Here is a 17,491-nt window from a genome sequence, read left to right as displayed (position 1 = left end):
CGGGCTGGGATGCTCCGCTGGCCGCGTCGGGGGAGAAGCGCGCAACAAGGGTGACGATGACTGAATTGATGACACGGACCGACGAGACAGCTGCGGATATCGCAACCGCCCGACGTCGTGTGCGGGTGGATCGCGACCATCCGCACTACAAGTGGGTGGCGCTGTCCAACACCACGCTGGGTGTGCTGCTGGCGACCATCAACTCTTCGATTGTCCTGATCTCACTTCCGGCCATTTTCCGCGGCATCGGTCTGAACCCGCTCGCTGCCGGGAACGTGAGCTATCTGCTTTGGATGCTCATGGGTTATCTGTTGGCCTCCGCGGTGCTCGTTGTGTTGTTCGGTCGCCTCGGCGACATGTACGGGCGAGTCCGGATATACAACATGGGCTTCGTCGTCTTCACCGTTGCGGCGGTAGTGCTCTCGTTCGATCCCTTCCACTACGGCGGCGGTGCGGTCTGGCTCATCGCCTGGCGCGTGGTGCAAGGGGTGGGTGGGGCCATGCTGATGGCCAACTCGTCGGCGATCCTGACCGATGCCTTCCCCTCCACACAGCGCGGTCTGGCGCTGGGCATCAACCAGGTGGCCGCGGTGGCCGGGTCCTTCCTGGGGCTGTTGATCGGAGGCGTGCTCTCCGAATGGGATTGGCGCGCCATCTTCTGGGTGGGTGTGCCGCTGGGCCTGCTGGGCACCGTGTGGTCGTACCGGTCGCTCGTCGAGATCGACCAACCCACGCCGGGAAAGCTGGACTGGGCCGGAACCGTGACCGTCGCGCTGGGGCTGACTGTGCTGCTCACCGGCATCACGTATGGCATTCAGCCGTACGGCAATTCAAATACCGGATGGGGCAACCCGCTGGTCTACGGATCGTTGATCGCCGGTGTCGCTCTGCTGGTGCTGTTCTGTGTGATCGAGTCTCGGGTGGCCGACCCGATGCTGGATATGCGCTTGTTCAAGAACCGTGCGTTCGGCCTGGGGAACCTGGCCAATCTACTGGCGTCGGTGGGTCGTGGCGGTCTGCAGTTCATGCTCATCATCTGGCTGCAGGGCATCTGGTTGCCATTGCGCGGATATAGCTATGAATCGACCCCGCTGTGGGCGGGAATCTTCCTGCTGCCCATGACACTTGGCTTCCTGTTGGCCGGCCCGGTGGCCGGTGTGCTCTCGGACCGCTATGGCGCCCGGCCGTTCGCCACCGGCGGCATGGTGCTGTCGGCGGTGACGTTCCTGGCGCTCATCGCCATTCCGGTGAACTTCAATTACTGGGCCTTCGCTGCGCTCATCTTTCTCAACGGGTTGGGATCGGCCATCTTCACCGCACCCAACACCGCGGCCATCATGTCGAGCGTGCCCGCCCATCAGCGCGGCGCCGCCTCGGGGGTGCGTGGCACCTTCTTCAACGCGGGCAACTCCCTATCGATTGGAATCTTCTTCTCGCTCATGATCGTCGGGCTTTCCGCCACGATGCCGGGGGCGATGCAGTCGGGTCTGACCGCCCAGGGCGTGCCCGCCGCCACTGCCGCTCAAGTGGCCGGTACACCACCAGTGGGCAGCCTGTTCGCGGCATTCCTCGGCTACAACCCCATTAGTGAATTGCTCGCTCCTTCAGGTGTTCTGGAGCAGCCGGGGGTCAACGCGGCCGAGCTGACGGGGCAGTCGTTCTTCCCGAATCTCATCGCCGAGCCCTTCCATGCCGGTCTGGTGGTGGTGTTCGTCGCCGCCGCGCTGATGATGGGGATCGCGGCTCTGGCCTCGCTGGGTGCCGGTGGCAAGTACGCCCACGCGGAGGACTGAGCTAGCTACTATCTGCCCATGGCAACGTGGGGGATATCCGGTCCGGTGGATCTGCTGCGCCGTACGGGGATCTTGTGGTGGCGCTGCTGGCCGCGGCTCATCGGAGTTTGGCTCGTCGGCTGGCTCGCCCGGTACTGGCTGATCAAACTGGCCCTCTATGTGGGCGTGCACTTCGGTGGATTCTGGGGCGACCTGATCATGCCGTTGGCGGCTCTCGCCAGACTCAGCACGTACATCCTGATGTTTTTGGTCATACGCGGGGAGACGAACCTCCCCGACGAGAACACCGATGGCCGGTCGCGGTATCAGGCCTTCGTGGGCATCGTGCTCAAGACGATTCTTCCGGTGTTCGTGCTCTTTGCGGCGTGGCGGCTGATTCTGGCCGACTACGCGTTGTACCTGGGTTCATTGAACGCCGACCTCTCCTACGCGGCCTACTCCGGCGGCGCCCCCGAGAGGACGTTGACGCAGGCTCAGGAGTTCATGACTCCCAGCGACTGGCGGGCATATCTGGCGATACTGATCGCGTTCGTGGCCCGTGGCGCCTTGACCAGGTATTCCGAGAAGCTCCCTGCCTGGACCCAGCTAGTGGCCGTCTACCTACAGGCTCTGTGGGTGGTGCTGCTGCTCAATGCCGCGTCGAATCGGCTTGTGGGGAGCCCAAAATGGGTATCTGAGCGCAAGGTCATCGTCTGGTACACCGAGCAGAAGGACCGGTTTTTCGCGCACTTCAGCCTGCTCGGTCAGGTGTGGAAGTGGATCACCGATGCGGTGGGGCCGACCGTGCTTGCGGTGTTGTTGGCGGTGACGTGGATTGCCATTGTGGGAACCGTCTATGCGGCTCGGCCGCAAACCACGTGGGCCGGGGCCAGCCAGGCGGCATTCGGTGAACTTCAGGGCTCCCGCGTTACCGATGTGGCAAGTCGAACCGGCCTCGCGGCGAAGGAACGTTGGCAGCGACTGCCGGTCATCGTCCAGACACGTGCGTCCGAAATCTTCCGAAGCCTGCTGGGTATAGCCGATCAACTGCGTGACACTCTCCGGCTCACCGTGCATTCCGGACCAGTGACGTTGTGTTTCTTCGTCTTTGTATTCATGGCGACCGTGGTCCTGGATCCCAACGGTGCCTACTTCAACGTCTACGTGACCGACGGGTACATGTGGCGCGGCGTGGCCATGCTGCTGGGACCGCATGAGTGGATCTGGTGGGCGTCGTATCGCGAGTCCTTCCGGACGGCGATTGGCGCATTGATCGATCCGCTTCGGATATGCCTTGTGGTGGCAATGTATTGGCATTGCGTGGAGAGAGCCTCGCGGCCGTCGGTCACGACGGAGGTATGAACCGCACGAAGCGGTATTTTTTCGCGCTTCCTTTTTCGGGTGCGAACTCGACGTCCACTGCGGTGATGTCGGCGTCCTCTGGAACCACCATGACGGCCGCGAATGAGCCGGCAGTATTGCAGGTGTCGTACCCCTGCTTCCGGGTCCAATCCGACACCGAGACCGGCAGTAGCCCTATCTGTCCATACCAGTGCCGATAGCTCTGATCGACAAATGTGGCGCGACACATCGCCCATCCCTCATCCAGCGCGGCTGGCTTCCCGTCCTTGGATCGGTCGAATGCATACGCCACAAAACGTGTTCCGGGTGGCTGAGGGGAGTCGTACTTGGAGTACGCAGGAGTGGGCATGTCTAGAGCGCGCATACGCCATAGCACGCCGTCGATCTTGACCGTGGCGCCGGCGGGCACGGTGGCGGCGGGGATATCGGTCCCAAGGTTCTCTTTCCACGAGGGATAGCCCACCGTAATGCCGAAGGTGAGCACTCCGACAACAATCAGTATCGCTCCAATAATGTTGCGCCGCAGCCAGTTTCTCATGGAACGACCTGCTCGTTCACGAGTGTCAGCAATGGCCGCTCTTGAATCATTTCGGGCGGGATGACGATCAGGAGTTGTGAGTCGACCCAGCCCTGCATCATACGAAAGTCATTATCCGGGAAGATGATTGCGAGAAGATTGAGCGCTCTGGGAGGCTCTGGGGCGTCAAACACCCATGTCTTGCGCACGCTGACACCTGGTTGCCCGGAGGCCTTGGTGGCGGCGAAGTTCTCCCGGTCGATGTTGCGGTGGTCGGCCTCGAGCTGCAAATCGATCCTGTCGGGTGTGCGGATGGTTTCATAGGAGAGATCGATCGCGATGTAGCGGCCCTTGGTCTGGTAGGTGTCGATGCTGGAGTCGCTGACCGATGACTTCACGCGGACTTCGGGCGCCGAGAACACTCGATGTACGGTCACCGACAGATTGCGGCCCGCGGTGGGTGCCGGGGCAGTGCCGTGCACCAGGAGCGGCGCGTACGAGTCGGTGCGTTTCGGCACATTCATGTATAGGTAGGCCGAGCCTGCGAGCAGCAGGGCGCAAACAACGGCCTGGACTGCGATGATGGCCCGATTTCGCCGCATCACTCGCACCTGCCGATGGTGGTGCGAAGCTCGCCGTAATGACCCGTGGCACCCCAGGTGGTGACGGTATTGGCAACCCCGGCGGCTCGTTCGAAGTCGGACATTTTGATGATGACGTCATCGCCCGGCTGCGCTTTGCCGAACGGGAATCCCCAAACGACGATCACGTCCTGGACCTTTCCCGGCTGCAGGACCGATAGCAGGCCGTAGGGCCCGTAGGCGCCCTCGTCTCGAACATCGTCGCCGACCAGACTGAATACGGCGCTGTTACTGGGCTTGAGGTCGTGCAACACCACCCCGGACGAGTCGGCGGTGTTCTCCACGGTCGCGAACAGGCCCACGAGCTGGCGCTCCTTAGCGGCCTTCTGCAACAGCAACTGGTTGCGGGTCGGCAGGCGTGCGGGGTCACAGATCTGGGCGACGCGATGCGGTGTGATCGTGTAGACGCCGTTCGAATACGAGGATCCCAGTGCCACCGGCGTCATCGGCTCGGCGGTTTCCAATCCGCCGAAGGCCGCGGTCGTCGCCAACACCGCGACGATCGCGACCTGGTGCAACCGTTTCAGCGAATAGCGATCCAGGAACCTGCGATTCTCCGGCTCGTTGGATTCGCTGACGGGATCGTCCCCACCCATGCGCAGAAGCATACGGTGAGAAGGTCGTCCGCAGCTGATTTCTGTTAGCTAAGCCGGTTCCGCTGATCCTGGACGCGTTGACCGATCACCGACAGGGCGCCCTGCACCCATGCGACATACCGTCCCTGCTGGAACAGGCACGTCAGGAGCGGGTCGTCACCGGTACCCGACTTGTACTGCAGGCACTCGGCGTTCGGCACGGTGGACGGCGCGCTCGGCGGGCCGTAATCCGTCCTGGCCAGTAACTCGGGTCGCAGTGCATCCAGTAGACGTTTGGCGCCCATATCATCGCCCGCGCGTGTCACTCGAGCGCTATCGGCGACGATGAACCGGTCGACACCGGTTTCGCGATAGATCTCAAGCCACGCCGGGATGTCGGAGTGAAACAGCGCCGCACCACGCGCGTCGAAGACGGCGCCGCTGCCGCTGGGGTTGAACGAGGTCTTGTCGGTGGCGAGTTTGAGCAAGGATCCATCAGGGTCGAAAGGCGATGTGAGCGAGCTTAATTGCTCAATCGGGGTGGGCGTGAAGTGCTCCAGCTCCTGGAACTGCCGGGTCAGGTAGCGGGACAGGATTTCCGCGCTCTCGACGTCTGGTTGCTGACTGATGTCAACCCGCACCACGAGTGGCCCGCGTTGGAGATACGCCACGGTTTCCGCGTAGACAGACTGGCCGTAGTTTTTGTGTGTGGCGTACGCCTTGGCAGCCGGAAAACCTGGAATCTCCACGGTCTCCACACGTTTGGATTCGCCAGGGTCCAGTTGGTTTCGGAGGCTGAATAGGGCTTCCGTCGCCGCTGCCGCGGACGCCTCGTCTTTGAACAGCCGGATCTTGACTCCCAATAGGGTGGTGGCGTCGTTGTTCGGAGTAACCGGCTCGCGCGAGATGCTGATGCCGGTCACGTATCCGTAGTCGAGCAACTCGTCGGACTTATCCCGTCGATAGAGCAGGGTCGGCCACCCCGTGCTGTTGAATCGGCCGTCGATGATCGTCGGTGCCACGATCGACCCGGACAGCCGGATCGCCTCATAAAACAGATACTTGAGCTTGACGTCTCCGATGTTGCCGGTCGGAGGCGGCAGCGGAACCGTGGGCCGTGGTTTCGTCGTCGCGGTGGTGGTAGTTGACGGTGTCGGTCCCATCGGTGTTTCTCCGTTGGTCACGATCTCGATGCCGTTGGGCGGTGACGTACAGGCCGCCATGGTGAGCATCAGAGCGATCGCCAACGCGTGGAACCGGCGCATCATCGCTACCCCCTCGATCAGTAGTTCTCTGAGGGTAGCGCGGGCAGGATTTGCTGCGGGAACTTCGCGCCGGTATCAGTCCAGATCGACGACGACCGGAGCGTGGTCGCTTGCGCCCTTGCCCTTACGTTCCTCACGGTCGATATGCGCGTCGCCCACCCGCTTGGCGAATTCCGGTGAGCCGAGGACGAAATCGATGCGCATCCCGCGCTTCTTGGGGAAGCTCAGTTGCGTGTAATCCCAGTAGGTGTACACGCCTGGACCGGGGGTGAACGGCCGCACCACATCGGCGAATCCGGCGTCGTTCATCGCGGTGAACGCGGTGCGCTCGGGCTCGGACACGTGGGTGCTGCCCTCGTAGGCCTCGACGCTCCAGATGTCGTCGTCGGTGGGTGCGATGTTCCAGTCACCCACCAGCGCCACCTGTGCTGCGGGATCGGCTGCGAGCCAGCCGGCGGCCTCGTCACGTAGGGCAGAGAGCCACCGCAGCTTGTACTGGTAATGCGGATCCTGCAGCGTCCGGCCGTTCGGGACGTAGAGGCTCCATACCCGCACTCCGTTGCAGGTGGCGCCGAGCGCTCGGGCCTCGGCGGCTTCCTCGACATCCGAGCCGGACGCCCACCCGGGCTGACCCTCGAATCCGACGGTCACATCGTCCAGCCCGACTCGCGAGGCGATGGCCACTCCGTTCCACTGGCTCAGTCCCACGTGTGCCACCTCGTACCCGGCATCGGTGAACGCCTGCATGGGGAACTGCTTGTCGGAGCACTTGGTCTCCTGCATCGCGAGCACATCGGTGCCGGAGCGTTCCAGCCAGGAGATCACCCTGTCGGCACGGGCGCGGATGGAGTTCACATTCCAGGTGGCCAATCGCATGACGTCACCCTACTTTTCGATGCTGACGGCCTCGATACGTGCATACCGGTATCGGTGTTGTTCGGTAAAACCCAAGCTCGGGTACAGCGCGAGCGCCGCCATGTTCTCCGCCCGTACCTGGACGTATGCGCGGCGCGCGCCCTGCGCGGCCCCCCAGCCCAGCAGTACCTCACACACCTGTCGGGCCAGCCCCCGGCGTCGATGGGTCTCGGCCACCCGTACCGCGGAAATTCCGAGCCAGCCCTCGGTGACGGCACCGCGCGCGATGGCTACGGCGGGACCGTCATCGGCGACGGAAGCAAAGCCCAGTTTCCCGTCGATCACCGCGGTCAGCACCGGCACCGTCAAGGGGTGGCTATCTCCATGCAGGGCAAGCCAATCCGGCGGTGGTGCCGGAGGCAGGGGCGGGCCATCCGGCTCGCCCAGATCACGCACCATCACCACGGTTTCCTCGCTCGTCACCAGCGTCTCGGGCGGATGTACCAACCGGTCGGGCAGGCACAACAGGGTGGGCAACTGGTGTGCGGAGTACCAGAAACCCACATCGCCGAGCGACCGAGGGGATGCCGAATGCTCCAGTGGGACAGCAGAGTTGCCGCGATGTGTGTACCCGCCCGCGGCCCGCACGAACCATCCGTCCACCCAAGCGTGTTCGATACCCGGCCAGGCGAAGGCCGCTGCTCGCTGCGCGGATCTGATGTCCCGGTTCAGCACCGGAACTGGGGGCAATACGCGCACTGAGACGATATTGAGGGGCGAAATATCCACCACCGCACCGGATTTATGCAGTACCCGTACCGCCGGATGCGTTGCCACCAACTCGCCGACGGTGTCGGTGAACGGGGGCACCGAGCCGGCAGGCCGTTGGCTGCGGATGGCGACCCGCGTACCGAGTTCGGGCAGGGACACGGCGCCGGGTCGCTCTAGTGTCCGAACGGATCAGCGACTTGTCCTGGCGTCCAACTCAATCCGGGTACGCCCCAACCGTTGGACTTGACCGCGCGTTTGGCCGCGCGAGCGTTCCGGCCGATCAGCGTGTCTATATAGAGGAATCCGTCGAGGTGTCCTGTCTCGTGCTGCAGCATGCGCGCGAACAGATCGTTGCCCTCCAGGGTGATCTCTTTGCCGTCGGCGTCCAGGCCGGTGACCCGCGCCCAGTCCGCGCGTCCGGTGGGGAAGGACTCTCCGGGTACCGACAGGCAGCCCTCTTCGTCGTCATCCGGGTCGGGCATCGTCTCGGGGATGGCGGAGGTTTCCAGGACCGGGTTGATCACCACGCCGCGATGGCGGGTTCCGCCGCCACGGGTGTCGGCGCAGTCGTAGACGAACAGGCGCAGGGGCACGCCGATCTGGTTGGCGGCGAGCCCGACGCCGTTGGCGGCGTCCATGGTCTCGTACATGTTCGCGATCAGCTCGGGCAGATCGTCGGGTAGCGAACCGTCAGGACCGACCGGGACGGGCTCGGTTGGCGCATGCAGCACCGGGTCGCCGACAATGCGGATAGGAACAATAGCCACGGAAGGCAAGCTATCGGCTTGGTATTGAGAGCCGACGCGCGGGGTTGGCTAGCCGGAGTTGCGGTTTGAGCGTGGTTAAATATCGCCGAACCACAGTGTTGTTATTTTCAGTGTTGCAGTGAACGCGATCGATCAAGAGACAAGACGACAAACGCCCGGTTGGGTCAGGAGCTTTTATGGACGGCGCCCAGGCGCGAGCTGAGCAGTCGAAGGCTGCGAATGCTGGTCAGGATTCGCCTGCCGTCGGCTCAGACGGAGTCGAGATCGCTGCTGGTCTGAGCCGGCGCGAGCACGACATCCTGGCCTTTGAACGGCAGTGGTGGAAGTACGCGGGTTCCAAGGAAGACGCCATCAAGGAGCTCTTCGGCATGTCGGCCACCCGCTACTACCAGGTATTGAATGCGCTGGTAGATCGTCAAGAGGCCCTGGCTGCCGACCCGATGCTGGTTAAACGTCTCCGTCGGCTGCGTGCCAGCCGTCAGAAGGCCCGTGCGGCGCGTCGCCTGGGGTTTGAGGTCACATAGCTGTCTCGGAGCGGCCGGCCTGAATAGGTGCTGGCGCCCTCGGACCGTAGAGTGGATTCACAATGAACGAACGCGTACCCGATTCTCATGGTCTGCCGCTTCGCGCCATGGTGATGGTGCTGCTGTTTCTCGGAGTGATTTTCCTGCTCGTCGGGTTCAACGCTCTCGGATCGGACAAGTCCGCGTCATCGGACTCGACGTCCACATCGGTCAGCGCCGCCGCAGCCCCGAAGTCGACGACACCGCCGCCCGCGCCCAAGCCGGAGGTTCGTGTGTACAACACCACCTCGGTGCCCGACCTGGCGCGGGGTGCCGCCGACCAGGTCACGGCCGCAGGCTGGAAGGTCGCCGAAGTCGGCAACCTGCCGATGCCCGAGGTGAACGTCACGACCGTCTTCTTCGGCAAGACCGCCGGAGAAGAAGAGGCTGCCCACGAAATCGCCAAGGTGCTCGGTGTTCAGGCCGCGCCGCGTGCACCCGAACTCGTGGAACAGCCGCCGGGTGTCGTCGTCGCTGTCGCCATCTGACCGATCTGACGGATCGGCACTGCGGGTGCTACACGCTGTAGGAGAGATGGCATGATGAGGCCCATGGTTAAGCCCGCCGTTCTCGCCGCCGGAACCCTTGCTGCCGTTGCCTTGTCCCTGAGTGGATGCTCCCCGGATCAGCCCGCCAGCACCACTCCGGGCACCACACCTCCGGTGTGGACCGGTTCCACGGCGCCCTCGACCGCGGGCGGCCACGGCGGCCACGGCGGCGAGCAGCCGATCCCTTCGGGTGAGAAGCTCAACGCCACGCTCAAGCTCGCCGACGGCACGCCGGTGGCCAAGGCCGAGTTCGTGTTCCAGGACGGATTCGCCACCATCACTGTGAAGACCACCGAGAATGGCAAGCTCACCCCAGGGTTCCACGGGCTGCACATCCACTCGTTCAAGAAGTGCGAGGCCAACTCCACCGCACCTGCCGGCGGGACGCCGGGTGACTTCTTGTCTGCGGGCGGACATTTCAACGTCCCCGGTTACACCGGTCATCCGTCCAGCGGCGATCTGGTGTCGATCAACATTCTCAAGGACGGCTCGGGAGAGCTGGTTACCACTGCGGATTCGTTCACCAAGGATGATCTGACCGCTGGCAACGGCACTTCGATCATCATCCACGAGAAGGCCGACAACTTCGCCAACGTTCCGCCCGAGCGGTACACCCAGGCCAATGGCACGGCAGGTCCCGACGACACCACCAAGTCGACGGGTGATGCGGGCAAGCGTGTGGCCTGCGGTCTCATCGACGCGGGCTAGCCGCCAGAGTGGCCCGCCCGATCGAATTTCGCGGGTCACCGCGACCCACGCTGGGGGTTGAGTGGGAATTCGCGCTCGTCGACGCCCAGAGCAGAGACCTCACCAACGAGGCCTCCGCGGTACTGGAGGCGATCGGCGAGACACCGCACGTGCACAAGGAGCTGCTGCGTAACACCATCGAGGTGGTGACGGGCATCTGCGGGACGGTCGCCGAGGCGATGGATGACCTGCAGACAACCCTCGCTACTGTGCGGCCAACCGTGCAATCGATGGGCATGGAGCTGTTTTGCGCCGGAACGCATCCCTTCGCCCGGTGGTCGGCGCAGCAGCTCACCGATGCCCCGCGATACGACGAGCTGATTGCCCGCACCCAATGGTGGGGGCGTCAGATGCTGATCTGGGGTGTGCACGTGCACGTCGGCATCTCCTCCAAGCACAAGGTGATGCCGATCGTCACCTCGATGCTCAACTACTACCCGCACCTTTTGGCGCTGTCCGCGTCATCCCCGATGTGGGAGGGGCAGGACACCGGATACGCCAGTAACCGGGCCATGATGTTCCAGCAGTTGCCCACCGCCGGTCTGCCATTCCACTTCCAGACCTGGGAGCAGTTCGAGGGCTTTGTCGACGATCAGATGAAGACTGGAATCATCGACCAACTCAACGAAATCCGTTGGGATATCAGGCCTTCACCGGCACTGGGCACCGTCGAGATCAGGATCTTCGACGGGATCTCCAACGTCGCCGAACTCGAGGCCCTGGTGGCACTGACGCACTGCCTGGTGGTGGACCTGGACCGCAAGCTGGAGGCGGGGGAGTCGTTGCCCACCATGCCGCCCTGGCATGTTCAGGAAAACAAGTGGCGCAGTGCGCGTTACGGGCTCGACGCTGTCATCATCCTGGATGAGGACAGCAATGAGAGATTGGTGACCGAGGACCTCGACGATCTGCTGACTCGGCTGCAACCCATCGCGCGGCTGTTGGAATGCGAGACCGAGCTAGCCGCAGTGGAGGATATCTACCGCCATGGCGGGTCTTATCAGCGCCAGCGGCGGGTGGCTGAAGAGCATGACGGCGACCTGGGCGCGGTCGTGGACTCGGTGGTCAACGAATTGGAAACCGAGCGCTAGACAGACAACCAGTACTCCAAGATCGCAGCCGCCTGCTGTTCTGGATTGCCTTCCTGTGGACGCAACACCAGCTCGGCGTTCACCGGGGCCTCGTAGGGCGCGTTGACTCCGGTGAAGTCGCTGATCTCCCCGGCACGGGCCTTGGCGTACATGCCCTTCGGGTCGCGCTGCTCGCAGACCTCCACGGGAGTGTCGACGAAGACCTCGATAAAGGGCAGCCCGGCCTTTTCGTGCTGGGCCCGGATTTTGTCCCGATCGGCTTGATACGGACTGATGAGCGCGGCCACCGCGACCACCCCGGAGTCGGAAAGAATCTGGGCGACGGCACCCACGCGGCGAACGTTTTCGGCGCGGTCGGCCGCCGAGAATCCGAGGTCCGCGTTGAGGCCGTGCCGCAGGTTGTCGCCATCGAGCCGATAGGCGGGAATGCCCATTGCCACCAGTCGCCGCTCCAATTCAACTGCCACGGTGGATTTTCCGGATGCGGAGAGCCCGGTGATCCATATCGTTCCACCCTTGGTGGAGCGTTCCTCGCGAGAAATCGCGGACGAGTGCCAGACCACCTTGGACTGGTGCAGAGTCGGGCCGGAGATCATGCCGGCGGCGACCGTGTTGTTGGTGGCCTCGTCGACCAGGATGAAGCTGCCGGTGGTCCGGTTGCGCCGGTACGGATCGAACATGATCGGTCGCTGCAGTCGCAACTGCACGCGTCCGATCTCGTTGAGCTTCAGTTCCTTTGCTTCCTGGTCCCGGTGCAGGCTGTTCACGTCGAGCCGGTAGTCAAGGCCGGCAACGGCGGCCTTCACCGTCGAGTTGGCATGCTGCATTACGAATCGCGATCCCTCGGAGAGGGTGGAAACATCGGTGAACCAGCACACCATGGCATCGATCTGGCCACCTACCAGTGGCCGATTGTTCGGCCGGCAGAGCATGTCGCCGCGGCCCAGGTCGAGCTGGTCGGCAAGTTGCACGCTCACTGCGCTTCCGGCGAAGGCCTCATCCACGACCGCGCCACCCGGACCCCAGATCGCCGATACGGTTGAGGTGAAACCTGATGGCAACGCGACGATCTCGTCGCCAGGCTTGAATACGCCGCTGGCAACGGTTCCGGCCACGGCCCGGAAGTCGTGTAGGTCGGTGATGTGCTCGGCGCCCGGTGCCGCCGCACCGCCCTGGGGGCGGATGACGTACTGGATGGGAAAGCGGGCATCGATCAGGTTGCGGTCTGACGAAATATGTACCTGCTCAATATGGTGCAACAACGACGGACCCTCATACCAAGGGGTATTCGCCGACCGGGTGACGATGTTGTCGCCCAGGAGCGCCGACACGGGAATGACGGTGAGGTCATGCAGCTCCAGTTTGGTGGCGAATCTGCGGAATTCCTCTTTGATTTCGTCGAAACGCTGAGGGGACCAGTCGACCAGGTCCATCTTGTTGATGCACAGCACCACGTGCTCGACACCGAGCAGCGAAGTGATGAACGCGTGCCGGCGAGTCTGTTGTGTCAGCCCGTTGCGGGCATCGACCAGAATGATCGCCAGGTCAGCGGTCGAGGCGCCGGTCACCATATTGCGGGTGTACTGTTCATGCCCCGGGGTGTCCGCAATGATGAATTTGCGTGCGGGCGTGGAGAAGTAGCGGTGCGCGACGTCGATGGTGATGCCCTGCTCACGCTCGGCGCGCAGCCCGTCGGTGAGTAGTGCCAGGTTGGTATGTGTCTCGCCCTTGGCCTTGCTACTGGCTTCCACGGCGGCCAGCTGATCGGCGAAGATCGACTTCGAGTCGTACAGCAGGCGACCGATGAGGGTGGACTTGCCGTCGTCGACGCTGCCCGCCGTGGCGATGCGGATGAGCTCCTGGGCAGGTTCTGTGGTTTCGATGGTCTGCGAACTCATCAGAAGTAGCCCTCTTTCTTGCGGTCTTCCATGCCGGCCTCGGAGATCCGGTCGTCGGCGCGGGTGGCTCCCCGCTCGGTGATGCGGGTTGCGGCAACCTCTTCCACTACCGCGCTGGGAGTTGACGCGACAGATTCGACGGCACCCGTGCAGGTGGCGTCGCCAATGGTCCGGAATCGGACCGATTTCTCGACGAGTTCCTCGCCCGGTTGCAGGGTGAGGAACCTGGTGTCTGCCAACAGCATTCCGTCGCGCTCCACCACATTGCGCCTGTGCGCGTAGTACAACGGGGGCAGCGTGATGTTCTCTGACTCGATGTACTGCCAGATGTCCAGCTCGGTCCAGTTGGACAGCGGGAACACCCGAATGTGCTCACCCTTACGGTGGCGACCGTTGTAGATGTTCCAGAGTTCAGGGCGCTGGGCGCGGGGATCCCACTGGCCGAACTCATCGCGGAAACTGAAGACCCGTTCCTTGGCGCGGGCCTTCTCCTCGTCGCGGCGCGCGCCGCCGAACACCGCGTCGAAGCGATGTTCGTTGATGCTGCGCAACAAGGTCGCGGTCTGCAGGCGGTTACGCGTGGCGCCTGGTCCGGTCTCCTCGACGACGGCACCCGAGTCGATGTCGTCCTGCACACTGCCGATTTCCAGCCGCAGGTTGTAGCGGCCAACCGTCTCGTCGCGGAAAGCGATGACCTCGTCGAAGTTGTGCCCAGTATCGATGTGCATGACGGGGAAGGGCAGCGGCGATGGCCAGAATGCCTTGGCCGCGACGTGGAGCATGACCACGGAATCCTTGCCGCCGGAGAAGAGCAGCACGGGCCTTTCAAAGGTCGCCGCAACTTCGCGGAAGATGTAGACGGCCTCGGCTTCCAGCGCGCTCAAGTGCGATAACTCGTACGACTCGGCGGGTGATGAGCTTCTGTGGCGAAGAACATCGGGCGATGTCGGCATGCGATTACTCCATTTCGGTCCAAATATGTACCGTATCGGTTCGTATTCGGTCCAGCTCAGAGTAGAACGTGTTCTTGTTGGGTGTCAATGGGATGCGGTGACAAAACCGCCGAGTGGGCGCGGTGCTGCGCACACTCGGCGGAGGGGGAGGAACGGTGGAGCTAGGCGGGCTTGGTGCCGCCGATGTGTTCGGTGATTCCGTCCGCGGTGTGTACCAGAGCCTTGGCGCGCACGGTGATCTCGGCGTCGGTGAGGTCGTCGCCGATGTAGAGGCTCGCGACCATGGCCTGCTTGCCGTTGTGGTCGTAGACCGGTGCCGACATCACGTTTACCCGGTGGCGTACTTTCGCCCCCGAGCCGACGGTGTAGTTCTCGCTGCGCAGGTAGACCCGTTCGCCGATTCCCGACACGATCTCGCCGAGGAGGGCGCGCAACTCGTTGGGGATGTCACCGGGCACTCCGGCCATGAGTGAGTACAGCTGACGTCCGGCGGGGGTCAGCAGTTCGACCAGATAGCCGTCGGCACGGCACTCCTGGATTACCTTGCGCAGCCGTTCATCTGCGGTACGGCCGGGCGCGGTCGGATCCTTGCCCAGCCAGGAGGCGATGGTTTCGTCGGTGTCCCAGAGCACGAACATCAGGCCCACCGGTGGAGTGAACGGATAACTCTGGCCTACCTCGACCCGGACTGGATGGTCGGGGTCACTAACCACCTCCAGGACCGTGACCCGATCGCTGACGACGGCGGACAACGCCGCGGTGTGCCCGAATTCTCGAGTAAGCGTGAGTAATTGATCGCGGCTCGCCGGCTTGGCGCGCAGCGATTCCTGGGCGGCTCTGCCGACACGGATGAGCGCCGGGCCCAGGCTGTACGTCTTGTCGCGGTCATCCCGGATGAGATACCCCGACTCGGCGAGGGTGGTCACGATGCCCAGGCAGGTGGGCTTGCTCAGTCCTAACCGGCGCGCCAATTCGGAAAGTCCGAAGCGCTCGGTGCGGTGCCGTGCCAGGAAATCGAGTACGGCCATCACGCGTTCGGTAGGGGGCGACGTCCTGCCTGCCCCATTGTCCCGTTCCTCGACCACCGGCGAAACCTCCTGTGCCCCTGCGTAGATCCAGACATTCTTGACGTACCTGGCAGGGCGCTCTAATGTCTGGAGGGATTCTACCACTGCGGTACACATTTGTACCAGTCAGGAGCGTCATGTACAGCGAGGCATTCACGGCCGCGATCGCGGAAGCCGAGGAGCTGATTGTCGCCGCACCCCATATCGAATCAGAGGCCGACCTGCTGGAGGGCCTTCAGTATCTGGCGCAGGGCATTGCGGCCTGTACGCACGTGGCTTTTCATACCGATCGCGATCACCCATTCCTCCTATCCGGCACGGGGCCGTTCACAAAGATGGGACTGGATAACCCCGACACCCTGTACTTCGGTGCTCGTGTCAATGGCGAGTACGAGTACGTGGTCACCGGAAAGCGCGGCACTACTGCTGATTTGAGCTTCCAGGTGCTCGGCGGGGGTGACTACACCGACAAGAACGTGCCGGGCAGTGCCATTGCCTTCGACGATCGCGAGATCCATATCGAGAGCGACGGCAGCTTCGAGGTCCGTTTCGGCCCGGGGCCGGCCAGTCAATCGCGGCCCAACTACTTCACCCTCGGACCCGGACCGGCGCAGCTGGTCATGCGTGAGGTGTACAGCGACTGGCGTCAGCAGCGCGGTTCCCTCGCCATCGCGCGGGTAGACACCGCAGGTACGGCACCGGCTCCGCTGACCAAGGAACAGATCGAAAAACGTTACGCCAGTGCTGGTAAGCAGCTGGTGAACCGAGTCAAGACGTGGCTGCAATTCCCCAAATGGTTCTACGACAATCTGCCCGTCAACACCATGACGGAGCCGCGACTCACGCCCGGCGGTCTGGCCACCCAGTTCTCCTCGGTGGGGCACTATGACCTGGCCGACGACCAGGCGATGATCATCACCGTCCCCAAATCCGATGCGCCGTATCAGGGTTTTCAGCTCGGAAGCCTGTGGTACATCTCCCTTGATTACATCAACCATCAGACCTCGCTGAACTCCGGCCAGGCTCAGGTGGATCCGGACGGAAACATCCGGATGGTGGTGAGTAACGCAAATCCTGGCGTCACCAACTGGATTGAGACGCTGGGGCATCGCCGTGCATACCTCCAGTTCCGGTGGCAACGCGCCGATAGGCAGCTCACAGGAGCCGATGGTCCGTCGGTCGAGGTGGTGGACATCGGCGATGTGCCCGCGAAACTGCCGCACTATGCGTTGAATCAGATCGACGCGGAGGGCTGGCGCAGTCGAATTGCCGAGCGTCAGAACGCCATCGGGGCAAGGATGTTGGGCTGATGAGTCTCCTCGACTTTGACGGCAAGGTCGTCGTGGTGTCCGGTATCGGCCCGGGACTGGGCGGTGCGCTGGCCACCAAGTTTGCCGCGGCCGGTGCCGATGTGGTCCTCGCGGCACGCACCCAGTCACGCCTCGACGAGGTGGCTGAGCAGATCACCGCGACCGGGCGCAAAGCCCTTGCGGTGGCCACGGATATCACTGATGAGGCCAGCGTCGCCAACCTCGTCGAACGTGCCACCGAAACGTTCGGAAGCATCGACGTCCTTGTCAACAACGCCTTTAGCATTCCCTCGATGAAGTCTCTGGAGAAGACGGACTATCAGCATATTCGCGATAGCGTCGAACTCACGGTGGTCGGTACGCTGAGGCTGACGCAGGGCTTTGCGGGCGCGCTCGCCCGATCGAACGGGTCGGTCGTCAACATCAACTCGATGGTCATCCGGCATTCCCAGATTCGTTACGGTAGTTACAAGATCGCCAAGGCCGCGCTGTTGGCCATGTCCCAATCATTGGCCACGGAACTGGGGCCGCAGGGAGTTCGGGTGAATTCGGTTGTGCCCGGATATATGTGGGGCGAGAACCTCAAGGGCTACTTCGAGCACCAGGCCAAGAAGTACGGCGGCACCGTCGAACAGATCTATGAGTACACGGCGGCGAATTCCGATCTGAAACGGCTGCCGACCACCGATGAGGTGGCCAACGCCGTGCTGTTCCTTGCCTCTGGCCTCGCGAGTGGGATCACCGGCCAGGCCCTCGATGTCAACTGCGGCGAATTCCACGCCTAGCCAC

At 63.2% G+C, this 17,491-nt stretch carries 18 protein-coding genes; 8 read left to right on the top strand and 10 right to left on the bottom strand.

The window, feature by feature from the left end; genetic code table 11:
- Nucleotides 1-56 precede the first annotated feature (56 nt).
- Together AOT87_RS23760 and AOT87_RS23755 are read left to right on the top strand one after the other, a co-directional pair.
- Nucleotides 57-1,793, top strand: a complete 1,737-nt coding sequence (locus AOT87_RS23760) for an MFS transporter (RefSeq protein ID WP_057968776.1) — start codon at nucleotides 57-59, stop codon at nucleotides 1,791-1,793.
- Between the two features lie 18 nt (nucleotides 1,794-1,811).
- A complete protein-coding gene (locus AOT87_RS23755) occupies nucleotides 1,812-3,134 on the top strand; it encodes a hypothetical protein (protein ID WP_057969761.1) in 1,323 nt (440 codons plus the stop codon).
- Here the strand turns inward: AOT87_RS23755 and AOT87_RS23750 are convergent.
- The 7 genes from AOT87_RS23750 to AOT87_RS23720 all read right to left on the bottom strand — a co-directional run bounded on the left by AOT87_RS23750 (nucleotide 3,118) and on the right by AOT87_RS23720 (nucleotide 8,525).
- Nucleotides 3,118-3,672: a hypothetical protein gene (locus AOT87_RS23750; protein ID WP_057969760.1), complete on the bottom strand. Its 555-nt coding sequence runs from the start codon at nucleotides 3,670-3,672 to the stop codon at nucleotides 3,118-3,120. The genes AOT87_RS23755 and AOT87_RS23750 overlap by 17 nt on opposite strands.
- Nucleotides 3,669-4,253 carry a hypothetical protein gene (locus AOT87_RS23745; protein WP_030096293.1) on the bottom strand — a complete coding sequence of 195 codons (585 nt, stop codon included), beginning with the start codon at nucleotides 4,251-4,253 and terminating at the stop codon, nucleotides 3,669-3,671. Before AOT87_RS23745 ends, AOT87_RS23750 begins: the two co-directional genes overlap by 4 nt.
- Nucleotides 4,253-4,900, bottom strand: a complete 648-nt coding sequence (locus tag AOT87_RS23740; protein ID WP_030096294.1) for a hypothetical protein — start codon at nucleotides 4,898-4,900, stop codon at nucleotides 4,253-4,255. Before AOT87_RS23740 ends, AOT87_RS23745 begins: the two co-directional genes overlap by 1 nt.
- Before the next feature lie 32 nt (nucleotides 4,901-4,932).
- Nucleotides 4,933-6,135 (bottom strand): hypothetical protein, encoded by a 1,203-nt coding sequence (locus AOT87_RS23735; RefSeq protein ID WP_234795779.1) that lies wholly within the window; start codon nucleotides 6,133-6,135, stop codon nucleotides 4,933-4,935.
- Nucleotides 6,136-6,207: 72 nt separating this feature from the next.
- The gene (locus tag AOT87_RS23730; RefSeq protein ID WP_057968136.1) at nucleotides 6,208-7,008 is read right to left on the bottom strand and encodes an exodeoxyribonuclease III; all 801 of its coding nucleotides are present in this window, start codon (nucleotides 7,006-7,008) and stop codon (nucleotides 6,208-6,210) included.
- A gap of 9 nt (nucleotides 7,009-7,017) precedes the next feature.
- Nucleotides 7,018-7,917: a GNAT family N-acetyltransferase gene (locus tag AOT87_RS23725; protein ID WP_070940458.1), complete on the bottom strand. Its 900-nt coding sequence runs from the start codon at nucleotides 7,915-7,917 to the stop codon at nucleotides 7,018-7,020.
- A gap of 14 nt (nucleotides 7,918-7,931) precedes the next feature.
- Nucleotides 7,932-8,525: a peptide deformylase gene (locus AOT87_RS23720; protein ID WP_030096298.1), complete on the bottom strand. Its 594-nt coding sequence runs from the start codon at nucleotides 8,523-8,525 to the stop codon at nucleotides 7,932-7,934.
- A gap of 176 nt (nucleotides 8,526-8,701) precedes the next feature.
- Between AOT87_RS23720 and AOT87_RS23715 the strand changes: the two genes are divergently transcribed.
- The 4 genes from AOT87_RS23715 (at nucleotide 8,702) to AOT87_RS23700 (ending at nucleotide 11,474) form a co-directional block, all read left to right on the top strand.
- Nucleotides 8,702-9,049 (top strand): DUF3263 domain-containing protein, encoded by a 348-nt coding sequence (locus tag AOT87_RS23715; RefSeq protein ID WP_030096299.1) that lies wholly within the window; start codon nucleotides 8,702-8,704, stop codon nucleotides 9,047-9,049.
- 62 nt (nucleotides 9,050-9,111) lie between these two features.
- Nucleotides 9,112-9,576 (top strand): LytR C-terminal domain-containing protein, encoded by a 465-nt coding sequence (locus AOT87_RS23710; protein WP_030096300.1) that lies wholly within the window; start codon nucleotides 9,112-9,114, stop codon nucleotides 9,574-9,576.
- A 51-nt stretch (nucleotides 9,577-9,627) separates the two neighbouring features.
- A complete protein-coding gene (locus AOT87_RS23705) occupies nucleotides 9,628-10,344 on the top strand; it encodes a superoxide dismutase family protein (protein WP_030096301.1) in 717 nt (238 codons plus the stop codon).
- An 8-nt stretch (nucleotides 10,345-10,352) separates the two neighbouring features.
- Nucleotides 10,353-11,474 carry a glutamate--cysteine ligase gene (locus AOT87_RS23700; protein ID WP_057968135.1) on the top strand — a complete coding sequence of 374 codons (1,122 nt, stop codon included), beginning with the start codon at nucleotides 10,353-10,355 and terminating at the stop codon, nucleotides 11,472-11,474.
- On the opposite strand, the gene cysC is transcribed toward AOT87_RS23700, so the two are convergent.
- The 3 genes from cysC to AOT87_RS23685 all read right to left on the bottom strand — a co-directional run bounded on the left by cysC (nucleotide 11,471) and on the right by AOT87_RS23685 (nucleotide 15,410).
- Complete coding sequence (gene cysC, locus AOT87_RS23695) at nucleotides 11,471-13,372, bottom strand: adenylyl-sulfate kinase (RefSeq protein ID WP_057968134.1); 1,902 nt, start codon at nucleotides 13,370-13,372, stop codon at nucleotides 11,471-11,473. The two genes, AOT87_RS23700 and cysC, sit on opposite strands and share 4 nt — an antisense overlap.
- Nucleotides 13,372-14,325 (bottom strand): sulfate adenylyltransferase subunit CysD, encoded by a 954-nt coding sequence (gene cysD, locus AOT87_RS23690; RefSeq protein WP_057968133.1) that lies wholly within the window; start codon nucleotides 14,323-14,325, stop codon nucleotides 13,372-13,374. The genes cysC and cysD overlap by 1 nt, the downstream gene beginning before the upstream one ends.
- Nucleotides 14,326-14,486: 161 nt before the next feature.
- Nucleotides 14,487-15,410: a helix-turn-helix domain-containing protein gene (locus AOT87_RS23685; protein ID WP_057968132.1), complete on the bottom strand. Its 924-nt coding sequence runs from the start codon at nucleotides 15,408-15,410 to the stop codon at nucleotides 14,487-14,489.
- Nucleotides 15,411-15,529: 119 nt separating this feature from the next.
- Here AOT87_RS23685 and AOT87_RS23680 point away from each other — a divergent pair, with 119 nt between their 5' ends.
- A complete protein-coding gene (locus AOT87_RS23680) occupies nucleotides 15,530-16,702 on the top strand; it encodes a DUF1214 domain-containing protein (protein ID WP_057968131.1) in 1,173 nt (390 codons plus the stop codon).
- The gene (locus AOT87_RS23675; RefSeq protein WP_057968130.1) at nucleotides 16,702-17,487 is read left to right on the top strand and encodes an SDR family oxidoreductase; all 786 of its coding nucleotides are present in this window, start codon (nucleotides 16,702-16,704) and stop codon (nucleotides 17,485-17,487) included. The genes AOT87_RS23680 and AOT87_RS23675 overlap by 1 nt, the downstream gene beginning before the upstream one ends.
- Nucleotides 17,488-17,491: the final 4 nt, after the last annotated feature.

The sequence above is a fragment of the Mycobacteroides sp. H003 genome (assembly GCF_001440135.1).
GTDB classification, from domain to species: domain Bacteria; phylum Actinomycetota; class Actinomycetes; order Mycobacteriales; family Mycobacteriaceae; genus Mycobacterium; species Mycobacterium gwanakae.
The sequence above is the reverse complement of the archived record's forward strand: the minus strand, read 5'-3'. Positions and strand labels throughout refer to the sequence as shown.